15 protein-coding genes are annotated in these 20,602 nt (G+C 63.2%); 10 read left to right on the top strand and 5 right to left on the bottom strand.

The genetic code is table 11. The annotated features are described in order from the left end of the window. Nucleotides 1-5 precede the first annotated feature (5 nt). From O3301_RS08945 to O3301_RS08900, 10 genes are all read left to right on the top strand, one after another. Nucleotides 6-1,001: a glycosyltransferase gene (locus O3301_RS08945; protein ID WP_251350449.1), complete on the top strand. Its 996-nt coding sequence runs from the start codon at nt 6-8 to the stop codon at nt 999-1,001. After that, a complete protein-coding gene (locus O3301_RS08940) occupies nt 1,001-1,918 on the top strand; it encodes a formyltransferase (RefSeq protein WP_251350448.1) in 918 nt (305 codons plus the stop codon). The genes O3301_RS08945 and O3301_RS08940 overlap by 1 nt, the downstream gene beginning before the upstream one ends. A 21-nt stretch (nt 1,919-1,939) precedes the next feature. Beyond that, nucleotides 1,940-2,992 (top strand): bifunctional UDP-4-keto-pentose/UDP-xylose synthase, encoded by a 1,053-nt coding sequence (locus tag O3301_RS08935; protein ID WP_070290550.1) that lies wholly within the window; start codon nt 1,940-1,942, stop codon nt 2,990-2,992. Then, nucleotides 2,992-3,951: a polysaccharide deacetylase family protein gene (locus O3301_RS08930; protein ID WP_077407497.1), complete on the top strand. Its 960-nt coding sequence runs from the start codon at nt 2,992-2,994 to the stop codon at nt 3,949-3,951. The genes O3301_RS08935 and O3301_RS08930 overlap by 1 nt, the downstream gene beginning before the upstream one ends. Nucleotides 3,952-4,025: 74 nt before the next feature. After that, nucleotides 4,026-4,496 (top strand): peroxiredoxin, encoded by a 471-nt coding sequence (locus O3301_RS08925; RefSeq protein WP_034785468.1) that lies wholly within the window; start codon nt 4,026-4,028, stop codon nt 4,494-4,496. A gap of 290 nt (nt 4,497-4,786) precedes the next feature. Further along, nucleotides 4,787-6,592 carry a PhoH family protein gene (locus tag O3301_RS08920; protein WP_305056166.1) on the top strand — a complete coding sequence of 602 codons (1,806 nt, stop codon included), beginning with the start codon at nt 4,787-4,789 and terminating at the stop codon, nt 6,590-6,592. Nucleotides 6,593-6,730: 138 nt separating this feature from the next. Next, nucleotides 6,731-7,405 (top strand): site-2 protease family protein, encoded by a 675-nt coding sequence (locus tag O3301_RS08915; RefSeq protein WP_305056165.1) that lies wholly within the window; start codon nt 6,731-6,733, stop codon nt 7,403-7,405. Nucleotides 7,406-7,440: 35 nt separating this feature from the next. Continuing rightward, nucleotides 7,441-7,971 (top strand): membrane protein insertion efficiency factor YidD, encoded by a 531-nt coding sequence (gene yidD, locus O3301_RS08910; RefSeq protein WP_305056164.1) that lies wholly within the window; start codon nt 7,441-7,443, stop codon nt 7,969-7,971. Between the two features lie 268 nt (nt 7,972-8,239). Further along, a complete protein-coding gene (locus O3301_RS08905) occupies nt 8,240-9,181 on the top strand; it encodes a bestrophin family protein (protein ID WP_305056163.1) in 942 nt (313 codons plus the stop codon). An 87-nt stretch (nt 9,182-9,268) separates the two neighbouring features. Continuing rightward, nucleotides 9,269-9,469, top strand: a complete 201-nt coding sequence (locus tag O3301_RS08900; protein WP_077407505.1) for a heavy-metal-associated domain-containing protein — start codon at nt 9,269-9,271, stop codon at nt 9,467-9,469. 44 nt (nt 9,470-9,513) lie between these two features. On the opposite strand, the gene O3301_RS08895 is transcribed toward O3301_RS08900, so the two are convergent. The 5 genes from O3301_RS08895 to O3301_RS08875 all read right to left on the bottom strand — a co-directional run bounded on the left by O3301_RS08895 (nt 9,514) and on the right by O3301_RS08875 (nt 20,598). Further along, on the bottom strand, nt 9,514-10,236 hold the full coding sequence (locus O3301_RS08895; protein ID WP_305056162.1) for a glutathione S-transferase: 723 nt from the start codon (nt 10,234-10,236) through the stop codon (nt 9,514-9,516). A 21-nt stretch (nt 10,237-10,257) separates the two neighbouring features. Further along, nucleotides 10,258-10,677, bottom strand: a complete 420-nt coding sequence (gene cueR, locus O3301_RS08890; RefSeq protein WP_305056161.1) for a Cu(I)-responsive transcriptional regulator — start codon at nt 10,675-10,677, stop codon at nt 10,258-10,260. 2 nt (nt 10,678-10,679) lie between these two features. Beyond that, on the bottom strand, nt 10,680-13,121 hold the full coding sequence (locus O3301_RS08885; RefSeq protein WP_305056160.1) for a heavy metal translocating P-type ATPase: 2,442 nt from the start codon (nt 13,119-13,121) through the stop codon (nt 10,680-10,682). A gap of 105 nt (nt 13,122-13,226) precedes the next feature. After that, nucleotides 13,227-13,982 (bottom strand): FecR family protein, encoded by a 756-nt coding sequence (locus O3301_RS08880; RefSeq protein WP_305056159.1) that lies wholly within the window; start codon nt 13,980-13,982, stop codon nt 13,227-13,229. Next, nucleotides 13,951-20,598, bottom strand: a complete 6,648-nt coding sequence (locus tag O3301_RS08875) for a YDG domain-containing protein (RefSeq protein ID WP_305056158.1) — start codon at nt 20,596-20,598, stop codon at nt 13,951-13,953. The genes O3301_RS08880 and O3301_RS08875 overlap by 32 nt, the downstream gene beginning before the upstream one ends. Between the last annotated feature and the right edge of the window lie 4 nt (nt 20,599-20,602).

The raw sequence follows: 20,602 nt of genomic DNA, 5'->3' as shown, positions 1-20,602 counted from the left end.
CGCCGATGAAACCTGAACTGTCCATTATCATTCCGATCTACAACGAGCAAGATGGCCTGGCCAGCCTGTTCGCCCGCCTGTATCCGGCCCTCGACGCCCTCCAGACGAGCTACGAGATCATTTTCATCAACGATGGCAGCCGCGACAATTCGGTACCCATCCTGGCGGAACAGTTCCGTCAGCGCCCGGACGTCACGCGCGTAATCTTGTTCAACGGCAATTATGGCCAGCACATGGCCATCCTGGCTGGCTTCGAGGCATCGCGCGGACAGATCATGATCACGCTCGACGCCGACCTGCAGAATCCGCCCGAGGAAATCGGCAACCTGGTGGCGAAGATGCGCGAAGGCTACGATTATGTGGGCTCGATCCGGCGCAAGCGGCAAGATTCCGCCTGGCGCACGCTGGCCTCGAAGATGATGAACCGCCTGCGCGAAAAAATCACGAATATCAAGATCACCGACCAGGGCAACATGCTGCGCGCGTATGGCCGCAACGTAATCGACTTGGTCAACCAGTGCGCCGAAGTCAATACCTTCGTGCCGGCACTGGCCTACACATTTGCCCGCAAGCCGACGGAAATCATCGTCGAACACGAGGAACGGGCGGCCGGCGAATCGAAATACTCGCTGTACAGCCTGATCCGCCTCAATTTCGACCTGGTCACGGGCTTTTCGCTGATTCCGCTGCAAATCTTTTCCATGCTGGGCATGGCGCTGTCGCTGGGCTCGGCATTGCTGGTGGTCTTCCTGCTGGTACGCCGCTTCCTGCTGGGCGCGGAAGCCGAAGGCGTGTTCACCCTGTTCGCCATCGCCTTCTTCTTCATGGGCGTGATCCTGTTCGGCATCGGCTTGGTGGGCGAATACGTGGGACGCATCTTCCAGCAAGTGCGCGCCCGTCCCCGCTACGTGGTGCAAACCATCTTGCAGGACGGCATGACACAGGCGGAAGCCGAGGCGCCATCGTATGTGCGCCTGGAAAAGCGCCAGGTGGGCCGCTGATGGGCGCCCCGCGCGCCGTCGTCTTCGGCTACCACAATGTAGGCGTGCGCTGCATCAAGGTGCTGCTGGCCGGCGGCGTCGACATCGCCCTCGTCGTCACGCACGAAGACAGCCCCACGGAAAACCTGTGGTTCGAATCCGTCGCCAGCCTGTGCCAGGCGGAAGGCATTCCGTACATCACGCCATCGGACGCCCGCGCGCCCGAGTTGCTGGCGCAGGTGCAGGCGGCAACACCGGACATGCTGTTCAGTTTTTACTACCGCCACATGTTGCCGGCTAGCATCTTGGAAGTCGCACCCGCCTACAATATGCACGGCTCGCTGCTGCCGGCGTTCCGCGGCCGCGCGCCCGTCAACTGGGCCGTGTTGCATGGCGCCCCGCAAACGGGTGCCACCCTGCATGAAATGACGGTCAAGCCCGATGCCGGCGCCATCGTCGCGCAAACGGCCGTGCCCATCCTGCCCGACGACACGGCCTTCGAAGTCTTCGGCAAGGTCACCGTGGCGGCGGAACAAACCCTGTGGAACGTGCTGCCGGCTTTGCTGGACGGCACGGCGCCGCGCCAGCTCAACGATTTGCGCCAGGGCGGCTATTTTGGCGGCCGCAAGCCCGAAGATGGCAGGATAGACTGGAAGTTACCCGCGCAGCAGGTTTACAACCTGCACCGGGCCGTCGCGCCCCCCTATCCCGGCGCCTTCACCGAAGTCAATGATGTCATTTACATTATCGAAAAAGCCCGTTTGAGCAAGCTTTCCGCAGGAAGTTTGCCACCGGGCTTGGCGGTAGTGGATAATTGCATCTTTGGCGTCTGCGGAGACGGCCGCATGCTGGCCATTTCCGCGCTGAGGGCTGCCGGGGAGCCGATTTCGGCTCAACAATTGCAAGCAAGTCTGACCACCCGCGTCAGCACACACTGATTTAACTCAAGAGAATCTCACATGAAAAAAGTCCTCATCTTAGGCGTCAACGGCTTCATCGGCCACCACCTGTCCAAACGCATCCTGGAAACCACCGACTGGCATGTCTACGGCATGGACATGAACACGGACCGCATCACGGAATTGCTGGAAGATGACAACTACAAGTCGCGCATGCACTTCTTCGAAGGCGACATCACGATCAACAAGGAATGGGTCGAATACCACGTCAAGAAATGCGACGTCATCCTGCCCCTGGTCGCCATCGCCACGCCTTCGACCTACGTCAAGCAGCCGCTGCGCGTCTTCGAACTGGACTTCGAAGCCAACCTGCCGATCGTGCGCTCGGCCGCCAAGTACGGCAAGCACCTGGTCTTCCCGTCGACCTCGGAAGTGTATGGCATGTGCCATGACGAGGAATTCGACCCGGAAAACTCGGAACTGATCTGCGGCCCGATCAACAAGCCGCGCTGGATCTATTCGAACGCCAAGCAGCTGATGGACCGCGTAATCTGGGGCTACGGCATGGAAGGCTTGAACTTCACCCTGTTCCGTCCGTTCAACTGGATCGGCGCCGGCCTGGACTCGATCCACACGCCAAAAGAAGGTTCCTCGCGCGTGGTGACGCAATTCTTCGGCCACATCGTGCGCGGCGAGAACATCTCGCTGGTCGATGGCGGCGCGCAGAAACGTGCATTCACCTACATCGACGACGGCATCGATGCGCTGATCCGCATCATCGCAAACAAGAACGGCATCGCCAGCGGCAAGATCTACAACATTGGCAATCCGACCAATAACTATTCGATCCGCGACCTGGCCGGCATGATGCTGACCCTGGCCGCCGAATACCCGGAATACGCCGAAGGCGCGAAACACGTGAAAATCGTGGAAACGACCTCGGGCGCCTACTACGGCGCCGGCTACCAGGACGTGCAAAACCGCGTGCCGAAAATCACGAATACCTGCGAAGAGCTGGGCTGGGCGCCGACCACCACCATGGCCGATTCCCTGCGCAACATTTTCGACGCCTACCGCAGCCAGGTAGCCCAAGCCAAAGCACTGATGGATTAATGTTGAGCAAGCCGTTCCTGACCCTGAAAATCGACGTCGATACCTATCGCGGCACCCGTGAAGGCATGGGCAATCTGGTGCGCATGCTGGCCGCGCACCAGGCCAAGGCCACCTTTCTGTTCTCGCTGGGCCCCGACCACACGGGCTGGGCCCTGCGGCGCGCCTTGAAACCCGGCTTTTTCAGCAAGGTATCGCGCACCTCGGTGGTCGAGCACTACGGCTTGAAAACATTGATGTACGGCACTTTGCTGCCGGGACCCGATATCGGCAAGCAATGCGCGGCGCAATTGCGCGCCGTGCGCGATGCCGGTTTCGAGTGCGGCATCCACACCTGGGATCACACCCTGTGGCAAGACAACGTGGCCAAGCGCAACGCCGCCTGGACCATCAACATGATGCGCAAGGCCGCCAACCGCTACGAACAAGTGTTTGGAACAAAGCCGCACACGCACGGCGCGGCCGGCTGGCAAATGAATGTCAGCGCCTTTGTCGAACACGACACGGCCGGCTACCGCTTTGCCTCCGATGGCCGCGCCATGCTCGACGCGCGCGGCGCCATGGTGCATCCAAGCAATGGCCCGCACCGCGTGCGCAACGGCAACACGATCCTGCAATGCGTGCAATTGCCCACCACCCTGCCCACCCTGGATGAATTGCTGGGCTGCGAAATCGACGGCAAACTGATCACGACCGGCAATGTTGCGGCGCATATCCTGTCATTGACGGCCGACAATCCGCGCGATCACGTATATACCTTGCATGCGGAACTTGAAGGACAGAAACTCGCCCCCATTTTCGAACAACTGCTGGCTGGCTGGAAAGCCCAGGGCTACCAGTTTGCAGCGATGGGCGATTATTATGAAAAGATAAAAAATACGGACTTGCCCGTTTGTCCCGTCACCTGGGATGAGTTGCCAGGCCGTTCGGGACGCCTGATTGTGCAGGGCAAAGCGGCCTGAATGCTGTATTGTTGCACCTGGATGCGTTGCCAGATTAAAAACAGCGCTGATGATCACCGTTCAGGAGAGAACCTGTGGCTGATAGCCAATCCCTCGTTAGCATACCCGACTTTAGCGCCGCGATGACCAGCGGCAAGACCTTTCAGTTGCTGGGCCGCCCGGCCAAGGCCACGGTGCTGTTTTTCTATCCGAAGGACAACACCCCTGGTTGCACCACGGAAAACATCGCCTTTCGCGATGCGTATTCGCAATTCGTCGCTGCCGGCGTGGAAATCTACGGCATCAGCCGCGACTCCCTGCGCTCGCACGAAAGCTTCAAAGCCAAGCTGGAGCTGCCATTCGAGCTCATTTCCGACCCGGACGAAGCCGTTTGCCTGCTGTTTAACGTCATGAAGATGAAACAGATGTATGGCAAGACGGTCCGTGGCGTCGAGCGCAGTACGTTTGTGATTGACGCCCAGGGCCGATTGGTGAAAGAATGGAGAGGCGTGAAGGTCGCAACTCACGTGGAAGAAGTGCTGGAATTCGTAGCGCATCTGAATTGATCGTCCATTTTGATCCAATGCGCGTTGCCGGCTTCCAGCGAACTTAGTTCAACCGCAGTTCAGTTCACGGTACCTATCGCCATTTTGAGTCAACGAAGCGCCTCCATCCACTCCGCCAGGCGGGCCTGCAGCCCGCCGATGGCGTCCATGACCGGCCATGCTGCCGGCCTTCCGGCAGTTACTCGTCCTGTAGCATTGTTGTTCCCCCCGCATCCACCCCATGAGAAGTGCCGCCAGAAGCTGGCTGCCCATGGGCGATTCATTCCAGAAATTTTTTGATTGAGATCCTGATGCCACTGCCAAAATTACCGAGCAAGCCAGCCACCATCCTGGCCACCCAAGATTACCCAACCGCAGGCGCAGCGCGCCCGGCCACCAAAACCCCGGCAGCCAAGAAAGTGGCTGCACCGATCATTGAAGCGGCGATCGCCGAAGTTGCCAAGCCAGTCCGCAATGCGGCCACGAAGATCAAGCAGGTGGCGGCCCTGATGGTCGCCAAGCCGGCACAGGCGCCCGCACCGGCGCCAGTGACCGCAGCCCCTGCTCCTGCCGCGAAAACCAAGCCGGCAGCCAAGGGCAAGGTCACGCCGCTGAAATCCGTCAAGCAAGTCGAGCAGCCGCATCCGGCCAAGCACAAGGCGGTCGAAGTCCAGCTCAAGTCGTCCGCCAGCCGCGCCGCCGATCAGCGCGGCATCAGCAAGCTGTTCGTGCTCGACACGAACGTGCTGATGCACGATCCATCGTCGCTGTTCCGCTTCGAGGAACACGATGTGTACCTGCCGATGATGACCCTGGAAGAGCTGGACAACCATAAAAAGGGCATGACGGAAGTGGCGCGCAATGCGCGCCAGGTCTCGCGCACCTTGGACGCCCTGATCAGCAACACGGATGACGACGCCATCGAGCACGGCATCCTGCTGTCCAAGCTGGGCAACAAGGATGCCAAGGGCCGTCTGTTCTTCCAGACGCGCCTGCAAAGCGCCGACCTGCCGGCTGGCTTGCCAGTAGGCAAGGCCGACAACCAGATCCTGGCCGTCGTGCGCTCGCTCGAGTCGGAACAGGATGGCCGTCCCGTCGTGCTGGTGTCAAAAGACATCAACATGCGCATCAAGGCGCGCGCCCTGGGCTTGCCAGCCGAAGATTACTTCAACGACCATGTGCTGGAAGACACGGACTTGCTGTACTCGGGCATCGTGCAATTGCCGGACGACTTCTGGAACAAGCACGGCAAGGACATGGAATCGTGGCAGGAAAGCAAGAACGGCTACAGCTCCACCTTCTACCGCGTGACGGGCCCGTTCATTCCATCGTTGCTGGTCAACCAGTTCATCTACCTGGAACCGAAAAACGGCGAAACGCCGTTCTATGGCCAGGTGAAACAGATCAACGGCAAGACGGCCGTGCTGCAAACCCTGCGCGACTTCAGCCACACGAAGAACAATGTATGGGGCGTGACGGCGCGCAACCGCGAGCAGAATTTCGCGCTGAACTTGCTGATGAATCCGGAATGCGACTTCGTCACCCTGCTGGGCCAGGCCGGCACCGGCAAGACCCTGCTGGCCCTGGCCGCCGGCCTGGCGCAGGTGCTGGAAACCAAGCTCTACAATGAAATCATCGTCACCCGCGTGACGGTGCCGGTGGGCGAAGACATCGGTTTCCTGCCAGGCACGGAAGAGGAAAAGATGTCGCCATGGATGGGCGCCTTCGACGACAACCTGGAAGTGCTGAACAAGTCCGACTCCGATGGCGGCGAATGGGGCCGTGCTGCAACGCAAGACCTGATCCGCTCGCGCATCAAGATCAAGTCGCTCAACTTCATGCGCGGCCGCACCTTCGTCAACAAGTTCCTCATCATTGATGAAGCGCAAAACTTGACGCCGAAACAAGTCAAGACCCTCGTCACGCGCGCCGGTCCCGGTACGAAGATCCTGTGCCTGGGCAACATCGCACAGATCGACACGCCGTACCTGACGGAAGGCTCGAGCGGCCTGACCTACGTGGTCGACCGCTTCAAGGGCTGGACCCACAGCGGCCACGTCACCCTGGCGCGCGGCGAGCGTTCGCGCCTGGCCGACCACGCCAGCGAAGTACTGTAAGTGATGGCGGGCGGCGCGAGCTGCCCAGTTATTCGAAAGCCCCGGCTGCAGCGATGCAGGCGGGGCTTTTTTCATGTGCGCGACTTTTCCCTGCGACATGTTCTAATACCGCTCCATTCCACCAGGACACCTCACCCGATGCATCCCGCCCTGCAGTTGCTGCTCTGCTTCATCCTTTTCATGTTCCTCCACATTTCCATCATAGCCCTGTGCGCTCGCGCCTTGGGTATTACCGTGCGCAGCATCAGCTACGGCGTGGGACCCGCCTTGCTGACCTTGGGGAAGGTGCACGTCAGGCTGCTGCCCCTGGCCGGCAACGTGGTGCTGAAAGATACGCGCGAGGAAACGCTGTACGACGACGATCCCTGCCGCGATGCCTACAACTTCCAGCCGCTGTGGAAACAGGTGCTGCTGCCCCTGAGCGGCGTGGCGGTGCTGCTGGCCGTGGCGCTCTGGCTCATGGGGCCACAAGGCTGGGAGCGCTTTGTCGCGGCCTTCGGACAAATCGTCCATGGCGCGCTGGCGCCGTTGTCAACGGCGCAGGAATTGCTGGGTGAAGGGGAAACCTTTGCTCGCACGCACGGCTTTGCGCTGGTGTTCGCCCTGTTCTCGTTGAAACTGTGCGCCTTCAACCTGCTGCCGTTTGCCGGCTTGAACGGGGGACAGGTGCTGCTGGCCATCGCGCGCGGCGGCAAGCCCTTTGTGGCGTGGGAAGAGGCGGCGGCAAAATGGCTGTTGCTGCCGGGGCTGGCGATCTTGCTGGCGTGGCTGGCGGCGTTTGCCTGGCATGGCTGGAAAAGCATGGGGATGTAGTCGGCTGGCGCTATTCTTTTTTGCCGACCTGTCGTATGCTCGCACCACTATCCCATCCAATAAACGCGACCGGCCAAGGAGAGCGCATTTTCTCATTCGACACCTGCGGTACGCAGCTGGCCCTGTGGGCAATCGGTGCCTACCAGCGCTATCTGTCGCCCCATAAAGGGTTTTCCTGCGCCTACCGCGTGCTCACGGGACGCGACAGCTGCTCCGTGTATGGCCACAGGGTCATCGCCCGCCATGGCTTGCGGCCGGGACTGTCCCTGCTGCGGCGCCGCTTGCACAGCTGCAGCGCACACCACCGCCTGCACCAGGCCCAGCACGCCAGGGGCCGCAGCGCGCGCCATCGGGCGCAGGCAGGGTATTGCGATCTGCAGGTCCCCGATTGCGGCGACTGTGCCTGCGACTGCGCCGATATCGCCAACCTGGCCGATTGCACCTGGCCAGGCCGCAGCAAGAACCCGAAGTGGTTCCGCAACGACTATGCAGCCAGTGCAGCATTGAAACGACAGCAAGAGGAACACCGCAAGAAGCTGCGGCAAGGGCGGGATGCGGGCAACTGAGATTCACACATTCACTTACAAATGAAATATTCATTCATAAAATGAATAATATCCATTATCACTGTGAATTGGCGGGAAGCGGGACGGCGGCCTATACTCATGCCGTCTCCCCTACACTGCGTCCCATGCACACCCAGCTCAGCCCGCACACACTGCGGGCTTTTTGTTCCCGGCATTTGCCACTCTGCCATTCCACACAATGGTTTTTCAATAACAAGAACAGGGCACGGCTTTCACCGCCAGCCCAGCACCCGACAGGGAGCACAGCATGATCGTGCGCGAGCGTCCTTCGGCGCTGCGGCTGTTCCTGGTGGTGCGCGGCTCCGTCCTGCCGCGCATCCGCACCACGCTCATCGTCAATACCCTGATCGCCACCCTCGTCACGTGGTGCCACGGCACCTTGTTCGACCACAAGGTCATCCTTACCACCATCCCGTTTACCCTGATCGGCTTGCCGCTGGCCATCTTCCTGGGCTTTCGCAACACGGCCGCCTACGACCGCTACTGGGAAGCACGCAAGCTGTGGGGCGAACTGGTCTTGCGCAGCCGGAATTTCTCGCGCCAGTGCCAGACGATGATACGCGGCGACATCCCTGCCCACGCCAGGCTGGGCCTGGAGGACGTGCGCGTGCGCATGATTTACCGCACCATCGCCTTTTGCCACGCGCTGCGCCACCAGCTGCGCGACACGCGCGGACCAGCCGACTTGCAGCCGCTGCTGCGTCCAGCCGAATGGGAGGCGGCCTGCAAGGCGGCGAACCCGTCCGACTACCTGATGCTGCAGATGGGCCACGACCTGGCCGACTGCGTCCGGCAAGGCCGCATCGACAGCATCCTTGCCACACAGATCGATAACACGGTCTCGGCCATGGTAGCGGCAGGCGCTTCGTGCGAACGCATCCGCAGCACGCCGATTCCCTTCTCGTATTCGCTGCTGCTGCACCGCACGGCCTACCTGTACTGTTTCCTGCTGCCCTTCGGCCTCGTCGACTCGCTGGGTTTCATGACGCCGTTCGTCGTCGCCATCGTCGCCTACACCTTCTTTGGCCTCGATGCGCTGGGCGACGAGATCGAGGAACCGTTCGGCGAAGACGCCAACGATCTGCCGCTGTCGGCCATGTGCCGCGCCATCGAAATCAGCCTGCGCGAATCCGTGCAGGATGACAATGTGCCTCCGCCCATGCAAGCGAGCGACTTCCTGCTGCATTAATTTCCAGTACGCCCATGCTTCCGCTTGACCTTCCCATCGGGGCAAGGATTACAGTGGAAGCACTTAATCATTCAAGGAGTGCTTGCCATGTATCAGTTACAAGTTGAAAACATGAGCTGCGGCCATTGCGTCGGCTCGGTCACGAAAGCGGTGCAAGGCGTCGATCCGCAAGCCCAGGTACAGATCGACCTGGCCAGCAAGCGCGTGACGGTGGAATCACCCGCCGAACTGGGCGCCATCAGCGCGGCCATCGTGGAGGCGGGCTACCCCGTTACCAGCGCGCAATAAACAGCAAGGACACGACAGCCGGCCAATGCGCCGGCTGTTTTTGTTTATCCGTCCAGTTCAGGGTAATGGCGAAAGATGCCTTCTTCATTGAACGGGATCCTGCGCTTCGACTTCAGGTAACGGGCAATATTCGGCCGCGCCGCCACGGCGTCATGCAAGTCAGACAAGGCAGGATATTCGGGCGCCAGGCGCGCCATGGCTTGCGGAAACGCATAGTGCAAACCGGCCAGCATCTGGAACAGCGACAGGTCGCCATACGTGAGTCTTGCACCCACCAGATACTGGCCGCGGCTGCTCAGCAATACTTGTGTGAAGTAGGATAGGAATTTCGGCAAGCGTGTTGCGCGGAAATCCGCACTGCGCAGCATGGCCGCCTGCTTTTGCTCTTCGTAATACTGATTCATCGACAGCGGATGGTGCGTGTCATGCACTTCCGTCAACCAGTCGGCCATCGTCAGTTGCAACTGGTTCAGCCACAAACAGCCGCTTTCCGCGCGCGGCGCCAGGCCCAAGTGCCGGCCCAGGTAGAACAGGATATTCGGCGTCTGGCCGATCAGCATGTCGCCGTCGCGCAGCACGGGCGGCGCGTAGGCGGCCTGTGGCGTGCTGTCGCCATCGAGGCAGGCCAGCATGGCTGGCATGCCCTGCCCCGGGCGTTCAGGCAGGCGGGCGATATCGCGGTAATCGGCGCCCGCCTCTTCCAGCGCCAGGCGGATGAATTCTCCGCGTCCCTGTATCGTGGGCCAGTAGTACAGTTCATAGGCCATACACACCTCCGTTGATTTACATCAATGGCAACATGGTTTCGCTTCCGGATCGCCGGCCAGTCCCAGGCTTTGCAGGATGGGGCAATCGGGCTTGTCGTCGCCGTGGCACGATTGCGCCAGGTGGGCCAGGGTATCGCGCATTTCCGTCAGTTCGGCGATGCGCTGATTCAAGTCCGCCACGTGGGCCAGGGCGATGCCTTTCACGTCCGCACTGGCGCGCTGGTCGTTTTGCCACAGCGACAGCAGTTCGCGGATCTGTTCCAGCGAAAAGCCAAGACCCCGCCCGCGCTTGATGAAGCGCAAGGCGTGCAAATCGTTCGGCGTGTAGATGCGGTAACCGGCGTCGCTGCGCGCGCTGGGTTTTAGTAAGGTAATGCTTTCGTAATAGCGTATCATTTTTGCCGATACGCCCGTCTCGCTTGCCGCCTGGCCGATATTCATCCTTATTGCTCCTTGGTATGCACGCTACCTGTATGACTGCGGGCTTTCCAGCGCCGCAGCAACAGGGCGTTGCTGATCACGCTGACGGAACTGAAGGCCATCGCCGCGCCCGCCACCATGGGGTTGAGCAAGCCGAAGGCGGCCAGCGGAATGCCGATCAGGTTATAAATGAAGGCCCAGAACAGATTTTGCCGTATCTTGCTGTAGGTGCGGCGCGAGATATCGATGGCGTCCGCCACCAGGGCCGGATCGCCGCGCATCAGCGTGATGCCGGCCGCATGCATGGCCACGTCCGTGCCTGTCGACATGGCGATGCCCACGTCGGCGGCCGCCAGCGCGGGCGCATCGTTGATGCCGTCGCCCACCATGGCCACCTTCGCCCCTTCGCCTTTCAGCGCGACAATTTTAGCGGTTTTATCGGCCGGCAGCATTTTCGCCGCCACCGTATCGATGCCCAGCAGCTTGCCAACGGCGTCCGCGCTACCCTGGTTATCGCCCGTCAACATCACCGTGCGGATGCCCAGGCTGTGCAAATGGGCAATGGCCGCCTGCGCGTTCGGCTTGACCTGGTCGCTGAAGGCGAACAGGCCCAGCAGTTCCGCTCCCGCAGCCAGCCACGAAATCGTGTTGCCCGTGGCTTCCAGGGACAAGGCCTGTTCCGCCAGCGGCGTCATGTCTACATGCAACTCCTGCATCAGCCGCGTGCTGCCCAGTTTCAACTCCAGGCCATCGACCTGGGCCGCCAGGCCACGCCCCGGCAAGGCCGACAGGCCCGTGGCTGGCAAGGGTTCGAGGTCGCGCGCGGCCGCCGCATCGAGCACGGCCGTAGCCAGGCTGTGCTCGCTGCCGCGCTGGATGCTGGCCGCCAGTTGCAGCAGCCGGGCATCGTCGATGCCATGCGCATGCAGGGCCGCCAGCGCAGGTTTACCCACCGTCAGGGTGCCCGTCTTGTCGAACACGACGGTATTGACGGCGTGCGCCACTTCCAGCGCTTCCGCGTCCTTGATCAGGATGCCGTAACGGGCAGCGACGCCCGTGCCGGCCATGATGGCCGTCGGCGTGGCCAGGCCCAGCGCGCATGGGCAGGCGATCACCAGCACGGCCACGGCATTGATGATGGCATTTTCCAGCTCGCCCGTGGCGAACCACCAGCCCAGCATGGTCAGCAGCGCCAGCACCAGCACCACGGGAACAAAGATGGCGCTGACCTTGTCCACCAGGTGCTGGATCGGCGCCTTGGCCGCCTGCGCATCTTCCACCAGACGGATGATGCGCGACAAGGTCGTCTCGCCGCCCACGGCTTGCGTGCGCACCAGCAATAAACCATCCGCATTGATGGCACCGCCCGTCACCTTGTCGCCCGGATGCTTATCAACCGGCAAACTTTCGCCCGTGATCAGCGATTCGTTGATCTGGCTGGCGCCTTCCACCACCACGCCATCGACGGCCACCCGCTCGCCGGGACGGATGACCACCAGGTCGCCCACTTTGACTTGTTCCACGGGCAAGTCGATTTCCACGCCGTCGCGGCGCACGCGGGCCGATTCCGGACGCAGGACTTGCAGCGCGCGAATGGCCGAGGCCGTCTGGCGCTTGGCGCGGCTTTCCAGCCATTTGCCCAGCAGCACCAGGGTGATGACGACAGCCGACGCTTCGAAATACAGGTGCGGCAGCATCTCGCCCGCCGTCAGCCACTGGTAGACGGACAAGCCATACGCGGCGCTCGTGCCCAGCGCCACCAGCAGATCCATATTGCCGCTGCCGGCGCGGGCAGCCTTCCAGCCCGCCTTGTAGAAGCGCGCGCCAAAATAGAATTGCACAGGTGTCGCCAGCGCGCATTGCAGCCAGCCGGGCAGCATCAGATGGATGCCGGCCCATTCGAGCAGCATGGGCAGCATCAGGGGGAAAGCCAGCACGGCCGCGAACGCCACTTTCAAGCCGTCTCGGTTCGGCGCGGCAAGGGGCGCGCTGGTCCGGCTGGCGGCGGGCACGGTGGCTTCATAGCCGGCCTTGTCGATGGCGGCGATCAAGGTGCCAGCATCGGCCTCGCCCGTCACCTTGATGCGCGCGCTTTCCGTGGCCAGGCTGACGCTGGCGGCCAGCACGCCCGGCACCTTCAGCAAGGCTTTTTCCACCCTGCCCACGCAAGAGGCGCACGTCATGCCGGCGACGTTCAGGTCGATTTCGCGCTGCGCCACGCTGTAGCCAGCCTTTTCCACGGCCGCCTGCAAGGTGACCAGGGGAATCGGCGTGTCAGACGTGACCTTGGCCACTTCGGTGGCCAGGTTGACGCTGGCCTGGGTCACGCCGGGCACGGCGGCCAGGGCCTTTTCCACGCGGCCCACGCACGAGGCGCAGCTCATGCCTTCGATGGCCAGCGCCTGCGCATGGGCGGCGGAGGGAGGAGGACTGGAATTGGCGGGAGCGAGTGTGGTCTGGTGCATGGCAGATCCTGTACGAAAAAGTAACGAATACGGACAGGATCTGCTATCCCATGATGGGAAGGTCAAGCCCTATTTGCACGGTGTGCCGGGCTTGTTTGACGACGCTTAGCGCACGACGCAGTCGATTGCGGCCGGCTTGCTGCCGCCTGCCGCGCTGCCCGGGCCCGATGACGACGATGAAAAGACCGGCGGCGGCGTGAACGGGATGCCGGGATTGACAGGCAGCATCACGGGCGGCTGCTTGAAGCTGGGCGTAAAACCAAATTGCCCGGCGGCAAAATTCTGCGTCCCGGCAGGATTGGTCACGTGAATCAAGCCATCGAGCACCTGGACATACAGGCCCGGCGCCCTCGCCCCCCCACCTGGTGTCGGCACCGTTGGCACCGCCTGCGCCGAGGCCGGCATATAGGTGGCAACAAACGTCGTGCCGCGGATGCCGATGGTGGCGGCCGGCGTCTTCATCTCGAAACGCTCCTTGTTGCGCTTGCCCAGCAAGCCTGTGACGGAACGCAAGCCGCCCTTGAGCAGGCTGAAGATGGCGTGGTCCCCGTCGGGCTGCTCGGCCGTGTAGCTGAATTGCTCGATGACGAAACTGGTATTCGGCTTCAGGGTGATTTCGCTATTGTCGATCAGCTTGATCAAGGCATAGGTTTCCTTTTCCGTCAGCAAGGTGTCCCCCTGCTCGACTTCGGACTTGATGGCCAGGATTTTCACCTTGCCATCCGCCTTCTTGGCCATCAGCGGACCACTCAACTGCATCACCGTGCCCGCCACCTGTCCGGCCCAGGCGTGCGCGCCCACGCACATCAGGGCCAGCCACAGCAAGGCCTTAATTGCAGTACATTTTTTTTGCGGCATCATCGTATTTGTATCCTGTGGGTTTATCTGTGGCATCGGCAACATCCTTGCTGTCTTTCTTCTTGTCGTCATCCTTGGCTGGCGACGCAGAAGCGAGCGGGGCGTTGGCACGGTCGGCCTGCTTGATGATACGCAAGGCTTCATCGATGGCTGCGCTGGCGCTGGCATCGATGGCGGGCTTGTCGACGGTCGTGGCAGGCAGGAAGATGGCGTCCGCCATGTTCACCGTGCCATTCGGCGCCAGCAAGCTGACGTTGGCGCGCTGGCGGTTGATGCGCACGCCCGAGTCGCCCGTGATGCTGCCCGCTTTCGCCAGCACGCTCATGTTTGCCGCAGCCGGCAAGGCGAAGCTTGCCGTGTCCGCAAAGCGCACATTGCCCCCCGCGCTGGCGCTGAAATTGCCGCCGCCGAGGACCTGCGCATTGCCTTCGATACGAATGTCGCCGCCGGCCGCCAGGCTGATGTCGCGCGCCGCTGCCAGCTGCGCGCCATTGCCCAGCAACACATCCGTGCTGGCATTGAGCGCAATGTCCTTGCCCTCGATCTTGCCGTTGACGGTGACGGGGCTGTGCGCCGTCACGCTGACGTTGCCGCCATTCGCATTGATGTTGCCGGCCATGACGCCGCCCGTGTTATCGATGGCAATGTTGCCCGCGCCCGTGACCAAGGTTCCCAGGACCAGGGTGCCCGGCGCCGAGGTATTGTTCAGCGCAATGCCGCCCCCTGCGCTATTGCTGGCGGTAAAAATGCCCACCTGGTTGCCCGCATGGCCCAGCACGATGCCATCGCGCGCCTGCGCAACCAGGCTGCCGGCGAGCAAGACACCATCCTGGCCGATGGCGCCGTTCAGGGCGCTCAGTTTCACCTCATTGGCCGCCAGGCTGGCGAAGCGCACATCTCCCGCCGCTTGCGTGATGGCCAGCTGGCCCGCCAGCCGGATGGCGCCGGCCGTCTGATTAAAACTGTTGGCGACGAGCAAGTTACCGTTGCCGCTCAGCACACCGCCGCCTTGCGCATAACGGTCCGCCGACAGGCTGCCGTTCAGCAGCAAGCTGCCGCCGTTGATTTCCAGGCCGGCCAGGCCGCCCAGCACGGAGAGGTCCAGCGCGCTGTCACCGAGCGTCAGGCTGCCGCCCGTCAACAGCAAGCCCGATGCCGAATGCAGGTTTTTCAGGATGGTATTGCCGGCCGCCGCGCTGTAGGTGACGATGCCCTTGCTGTTGCTGAAGTCGACGGCCAGCACGTTCGCGCCTTCCGGCACCACGCCGCCGTCCCAGTTGGCCGCGTCGCTCCACAAGCCGCTGCCGCTGCCGACCCAGGTTGACAATTGTTTTTGCGCAATCGTTGCCTGCGCCGTGCCGCCCGTCGTTTCCAGTGTGTAATTGCCCGCATCGGCGCCCGCCAGGCGGAAGCCGCTGGCTGTCACCAGCTTGCCCGCGCCCGCATTCTTGTCGGCAAAGCTGCCGCTGCCGCCCACCACGCTGACCACATCCTGGCCCAGCACGCCGTTCGCCGACGCGCTGACGGCCGCATTCGTGGTGCCGTCATACACCTTGCCGGCCGCGCTCAGGCTGGCCAGGGTCAGGCTGGCGGGTGTAATGCTGGCCAGCAAGCCCGTTGGCAAGATGATAAAGTAATTGCCCGCATCGGCGCCCGTCAGCGCCGCGCCACTGAGCTCCACCGCCTTGGCCGCGCCCACGTTCTTGTCCGCAAAGTTGGCCACTGCCGAGGCCACCAAGCTGTCGCCGGCGAGACGGTCATCGCCCAGAACCAGGCTGGCGCCCGTCGTGCCATCGTAGACCTTGTTACCCGCCACGCCGGACAGGTTCAGCGCGCGCGCGCCGATGTCGGCCGTGGTGCTGCCTGCATTCGCGCTCAGCACATAGTTGCCCGCATCCACGCCATCGAGGCCCACATTCGTGACAGTGACGGTTTTTCCCGCACCCGCGTTCTTGTTGCCAAATGAGCCATTTCCGCTCACGCTCAAGGCGTCGCCTTGGACGCGGTCGTCGCCGAAGCCGACTTGCGCGGCCGTCGTGCCGTCATAGGTCTTGTTGACGCCGTTAAAGTTCACGTTCAAGGTGCGCACGCCGATGTCGGCCGTGGTGCTGCCTGCATTCGCGCTCAGCACATAGTTGCCCGCATCCGCGCCATCGAGGCCCACGTTCGTTACGGCGACGGTTTTTCCCGCACCCGCGTTCTTGTTGCCAAAGGCGGCGTTGCCCGCCACCGTCAGGCTGTCTCCGCTGATCCGGTCATCGCCAAAGCCGACCTGCGCGGTCGTCGTGCCGTCATACGTCTTGTTGACGCCGCTAAAGCTCACGTGCAAGGTACGCGCGCCGATGTCGGCCGTGGTGCTGCCTGCATTCGCGCTCAGCACATAGTTGCCCGCATCCACGCCATCGAGGCCCACATTCGTGACAGTGACGGTTTTTCCTGCACCCGCGTTCTTGTTGCCAAATGAGCCATTTCCACTCACGCTCAAGGCGTCGCCCTGGATGCGGTCGTCGGCAAAGCCGACTTGCGCGGCCGTCGTGCCGTCATACGTCTTGTTGATGCCGTTAAAGCTCACGTTCAGGACACGCGCCGTGATGTCGGCCGTCGTGCTGCCCGTGTAATCGTTGAGCACATAATTGCCCGCATCGGCGCCCGTCAGGTGGCCCGTCGCCACCTGGTAGTCTACGCTCTTGCCGCTGCCCACGTTCTTGTCGCGGAAGCTGCCCAGCAAACCGGCCATGCCGACCTGGTCGCCCGCCACCATGCCTTCAAAATAGCCATCCAGGGCCGCTTGCAGCGTGCCGTCGTAGACGCGGCTGTGCGCGCCCGTGACGCCATAGTTGAGCACGCGCGCCGTGATGGCCGCCGTGCCGTCCGCCGTCGTCGCGGCCAGGCTGTAGTTGCCCAGCTCATTGCCGTCCAGGGTCAGGCCGCTGGCGTGCACGGCCTTGCTGCCGCCCGCGTTCTTGTCGAGGAAGGCGGCGCTGCCGCTGATGCGGATATTGTCGCCCGTTACCACATTGCCCAGCACGAAAGTGGCGCCGTCATAGCTCAGGTTGCCGTCATATACCTTGCCATTGCCGCCGATGCCGACCGTCAGGATGCGCGGCGTGATCGCATAGGTGGTCGTGCCGCCCAGGCTGATGTCGTACTTGGTCGACCACAGCCCCGTCAAGCCGTAGGTACCCACATTGCGTGCATTGCTCCCATAGCCGAGGCTGCCATTCACGCCTGCGTCGCCGTCGAGCAGTCCCACGTAGCCTATCGTGCCCAGGAAGGCGGCCAGCTGGCCATCGTAGACCTTGCCGCTGGCATTGTCCGTGACATGCACTTGCAGCGGTTTCAGGAGCGCCTTCAGCATCGGCGTCGTATAGCCATCGTAGATGCGCCAGACGCTGCTGAAATTGAAATCGTTGAAGCTGCCCTGCTGCTGCATCTGCGCCGTGGTGCGGCCGCTGGCGCCGCCCTGGTCCATCTGGATGCCGGCCGTCTCATAGTTCCAGAAACCAAACGCAATGCCCGCGCCCACATCGGCGCGGCCCACCAGCCCGCCCACCGTGCCGCCCGCAAAGCCGCTGCCGGCCACGGCGCCGCTGCTGTAGACGTGGCTGGCGCTGCTGCCCGCCACGCTCCAGCCGATCAGCCCGCCCAGGTTTGCGCGGGGCACCGCCTGGTCGCCATCGGCCGACACGCCGACGGCGCCGGTGGCGTAGGCGTCGCTGATGCTGCCGCCATTGCGTCCCGCCAGGCCACCGATATTGGCCGCGCCGCGGGCGGTGCCCGTGGCGTAGGACTGGGAAATGGCGCCGTCATTGTTCCCCACCAGGCCGCCGACCTTGTCGCGCGCTCCCGTCACGTCGCCAATGGCGTAGGCAGCATCGATACTGGCGCCGGCCAGGTTTGCTCCCACCAGCCCGCCGATGCTGCCGCCATTGGCCGCATTGATGCCCGCGACGCTGCCGCTGGCGCTGGCATTGCGCAGCGTGCCGCCGTTGCTGCCGACCAGGCCGCCGACGGCGCTGGCGCCGCTGACCGCGGCGCTGCTGCGCACGCTGTCCAGCGTCCCGCCGATATTCAGGCCGACCAGCGCGCCGACATTGTTCACCCCCGCCACGCTGCCATTTTGCAGGGCCAGGTTGCGTACCGTCCCCCCCTGCACCTTGCCGAACAGGCCTACGCCTGAGCTGACGGTCGGGTTCAGGGCATTGATGTACAGACCGTTGATGACAAAACCGCCGCCGTCGAACATGCCCGCATACCCTGCTCCATCGCCGCCGGCGATGGGCGCAAAACCGGCGCCCTGGTTCCAGCTGACGGTGCCGCTGGCGTCGATATTGCCCATCAGCCGGTAGTTGTTGCCCAGCCCCAGGCTGCCGATGCCTTGCAAGCCGTAGATATCGACGATCTGGTATGGCGCGGCCGTGCTGCCGTCGCCGCCGCTCACGCGCAGGAAGCTGGCGCCCGGCGCGATGGCAAAGCGGCTGGCGGAGAAAGCGGCCAGGCCAGGCGCATTTTGCATCCACGCGCCGCCGTCGAGGGCAAACAGGCCGCCGACCGTGACGGCGCCCGTGGCCGTGATGGGCGAAGCTGAATTGAGGCGCAGGTCGCCCGCCAGATTGATCGCATTCGAGATGCGCATGCCGCCCGTGTTGCTGCCGTCGCCGATGGTCAGCGAGGATGCCGAGATGCCGGCCAGTTCGGCCGCGTCCAGGCCCAGGGCGCCGCCGGACTTGCTGCCCAGGTCGATGAGGCGCGAGCTGCTCAGGGGCTTGATCGCCACGCTGGCGCGCCCGCCGGTGCCGCCGAAATCCAGCGTGCCGCCGATGCTGATGCTGTCAGCCTGCAAGGTCACCGTCTGGCCGCCGGTGCCGCTGCCCGTCAGCCGCGCGCCGCCGCCCGTCAGGTTGATTTCGCCGCCCGAGAAATTGGCGCGCAGGGACAGGTTGCCGCTGCCGACGCTGACCACGCCGCTGCCCGCCACGCTGGCGCCGGACAGCGACACATTGCCGCCGTTCGTCGTGATCGGCGCGTTAAGGTGGATATTCGCGCCGGAACCATACGCGGCGCCGCTGCTGGCGTCGTTGGCCGACAAGATCACATTGCCGCCGTTGGTGCTGATGGCCGCATACACATTGATCGTCTCGCCCGCCGTGGCGCTCAGGCCGATGCCGGGATTGAGCATATTGACGGCGCTGCTGAAATTGATGCGGTGCTGGGCCTGCAAGGTCACGTTGCTGTTGGCGTTGGAAATCACGTCGGCGCCGATGCTGGTGCTGCTGGAGGGCTGACCTTCGGCAAACTCGTCCACGTCACCGAGGCTGCCGCCGCCGCCTTGCACCACATCGATATCGTAAGGGTCGAGCAGCCAGCTGCCGCGCTTGCCGCGGCGTGCGCTCGTATCGACGCGGATGCCGCCCACGGCCAGGGAATGGCCCGAGGTTTCCACGAAGCCGCCGTCGCCGCCTTGCGCGCCGCCGCGCGCGGAAATGCTGCCGTGCACCTGCGCCGATTCATTGCCCCAGGCGATGACCTTGCCGCCGTTGCCGCTGTCGATGGCATCGGCCTTGACGCTGGCATCCTTGCCGACGAGCACTTGCCGCGCATTCTGCACGGCCGCGTTCTTGCCCTGATAGTCGCCGCCCAGCAAGACCGTGCCGCCGCCCGTGGCGCCGCTGGCGTCGATCGCCGCATTGCCCAGCAAGCCCACCTGCTCGCCCAGCACCTGGATGTCGCCGCCCTTGCCTGTCGCGCCCGTGGCGCTGGTCACGCTGCCCCCTTCGAGCAGCGCCTTGCCGCTGGCCTTGAGGATGATCCTGCCATTGTCGCCGACGACGGCGCTGTTCGCGTTGAGCACGCCGCGCTGGCTGACCAGTGCGCCGGCCATGCCGATGCTGCCGCCCTGGGCGATGATCTGGCCCAGGTTCAGCGCCTGGTCGGCGGGCGCCGACACCAGCACGCGCAATTGCGGATTGCCGGGGTCGGCCAGCTGCACGCTGCGCCCGGCCGCCAGGATCACTTCGCCGTTCGGCGCCGTGATGAGGCCCGTGTTTTCCACGTTCGGCGCGATCAGCAGCACTTGTCCGCCCTTGCCCGCGTTGATGGTGCCCGCATTGCCGACGGCACCGGCCACGCCGCCCGCCGTGAACTGGCGCTTGCCGGCCAGGAAATCCTCGTTCGTCATGCCCAGGCTGGACGCCACCAGTCCATTGACGTCCACTTTCGCGCCCTGGCCGAAGACGATGCCGTTCGGATTGATCAGGAACACCTTGCCATTCGATTCGAGCGCGCCCAGGATCTTGCTGGGGTCTTGTCCCGTGATACGGTTGAGTACGGCGCTATTGCTGTTTTGCTGGATGAAGCGCGTGATTTCACCCGCATGGATGGAAAAGCTCTGCCAGTTGATGATGGTGTTGGGCGTGTTCGTGATCGAGAACACATTGCCCTGCTGGTTGAACGTCGCCTGTCCATGGACCACCTGCGGCAAGGCGGGGTTGGCCTGCGCCGCGCCGAAGCAGCCGGCCAGCAGCAGCGCCAGCGCCGTGCGGCGCAGGGGTAGCGCACGAGGTGGAGCAAATGATGGCGTCAGGATGAAAACGGAGGCGTGCTGGGCGTGGTTTTGCATGGTG

Source organism: Janthinobacterium sp. SUN211 (genome assembly GCF_030587315.1).
Lineage (GTDB): Bacteria > Pseudomonadota > Gammaproteobacteria > Burkholderiales > Burkholderiaceae_D > Janthinobacterium > Janthinobacterium kumbetense.
This window is presented reverse-complemented; position numbering and strand designations above follow the sequence as displayed.

Bases quoted from the DNA above. Each gene is read 5' to 3' on its own strand.
- O3301_RS08945 (WP_251350449.1), top strand. From the start codon at position 6: ATGAAACCTGAACTGTCCATTATCATTCCGATCTACAACGAGCAAGAT.
- O3301_RS08940 (WP_251350448.1), top strand. From the start codon at position 1,001: ATGGGCGCCCCGCGCGCCGTCGTCTTCGGCTACCACAATGTAGGCGTG.
- O3301_RS08935 (WP_070290550.1), top strand. From the start codon at position 1,940: ATGAAAAAAGTCCTCATCTTAGGCGTCAACGGCTTCATCGGCCACCAC.
- O3301_RS08930 (WP_077407497.1), top strand. From the start codon at position 2,992: ATGTTGAGCAAGCCGTTCCTGACCCTGAAAATCGACGTCGATACCTAT.
- O3301_RS08920 (WP_305056166.1), top strand. From the start codon at position 4,787: ATGCCACTGCCAAAATTACCGAGCAAGCCAGCCACCATCCTGGCCACC.
- O3301_RS08915 (WP_305056165.1), top strand. From the start codon at position 6,731: ATGCATCCCGCCCTGCAGTTGCTGCTCTGCTTCATCCTTTTCATGTTC.
- yidD (WP_305056164.1), top strand. From the start codon at position 7,441: ATGCTCGCACCACTATCCCATCCAATAAACGCGACCGGCCAAGGAGAG.
- O3301_RS08905 (WP_305056163.1), top strand. From the start codon at position 8,240: ATGATCGTGCGCGAGCGTCCTTCGGCGCTGCGGCTGTTCCTGGTGGTG.
- O3301_RS08900 (WP_077407505.1), top strand. From the start codon at position 9,269: ATGTATCAGTTACAAGTTGAAAACATGAGCTGCGGCCATTGCGTCGGC.
- O3301_RS08895 (WP_305056162.1), bottom strand. From the start codon at position 10,236: ATGGCCTATGAACTGTACTACTGGCCCACGATACAGGGACGCGGAGAA.
- cueR (WP_305056161.1), bottom strand. From the start codon at position 10,677: ATGAATATCGGCCAGGCGGCAAGCGAGACGGGCGTATCGGCAAAAATG.
- O3301_RS08885 (WP_305056160.1), bottom strand. From the start codon at position 13,121: ATGCACCAGACCACACTCGCTCCCGCCAATTCCAGTCCTCCTCCCTCC.
- O3301_RS08880 (WP_305056159.1), bottom strand. From the start codon at position 13,982: ATGATGCCGCAAAAAAAATGTACTGCAATTAAGGCCTTGCTGTGGCTG.
- O3301_RS08875 (WP_305056158.1), bottom strand. From the start codon at position 20,598: ATGCAAAACCACGCCCAGCACGCCTCCGTTTTCATCCTGACGCCATCA.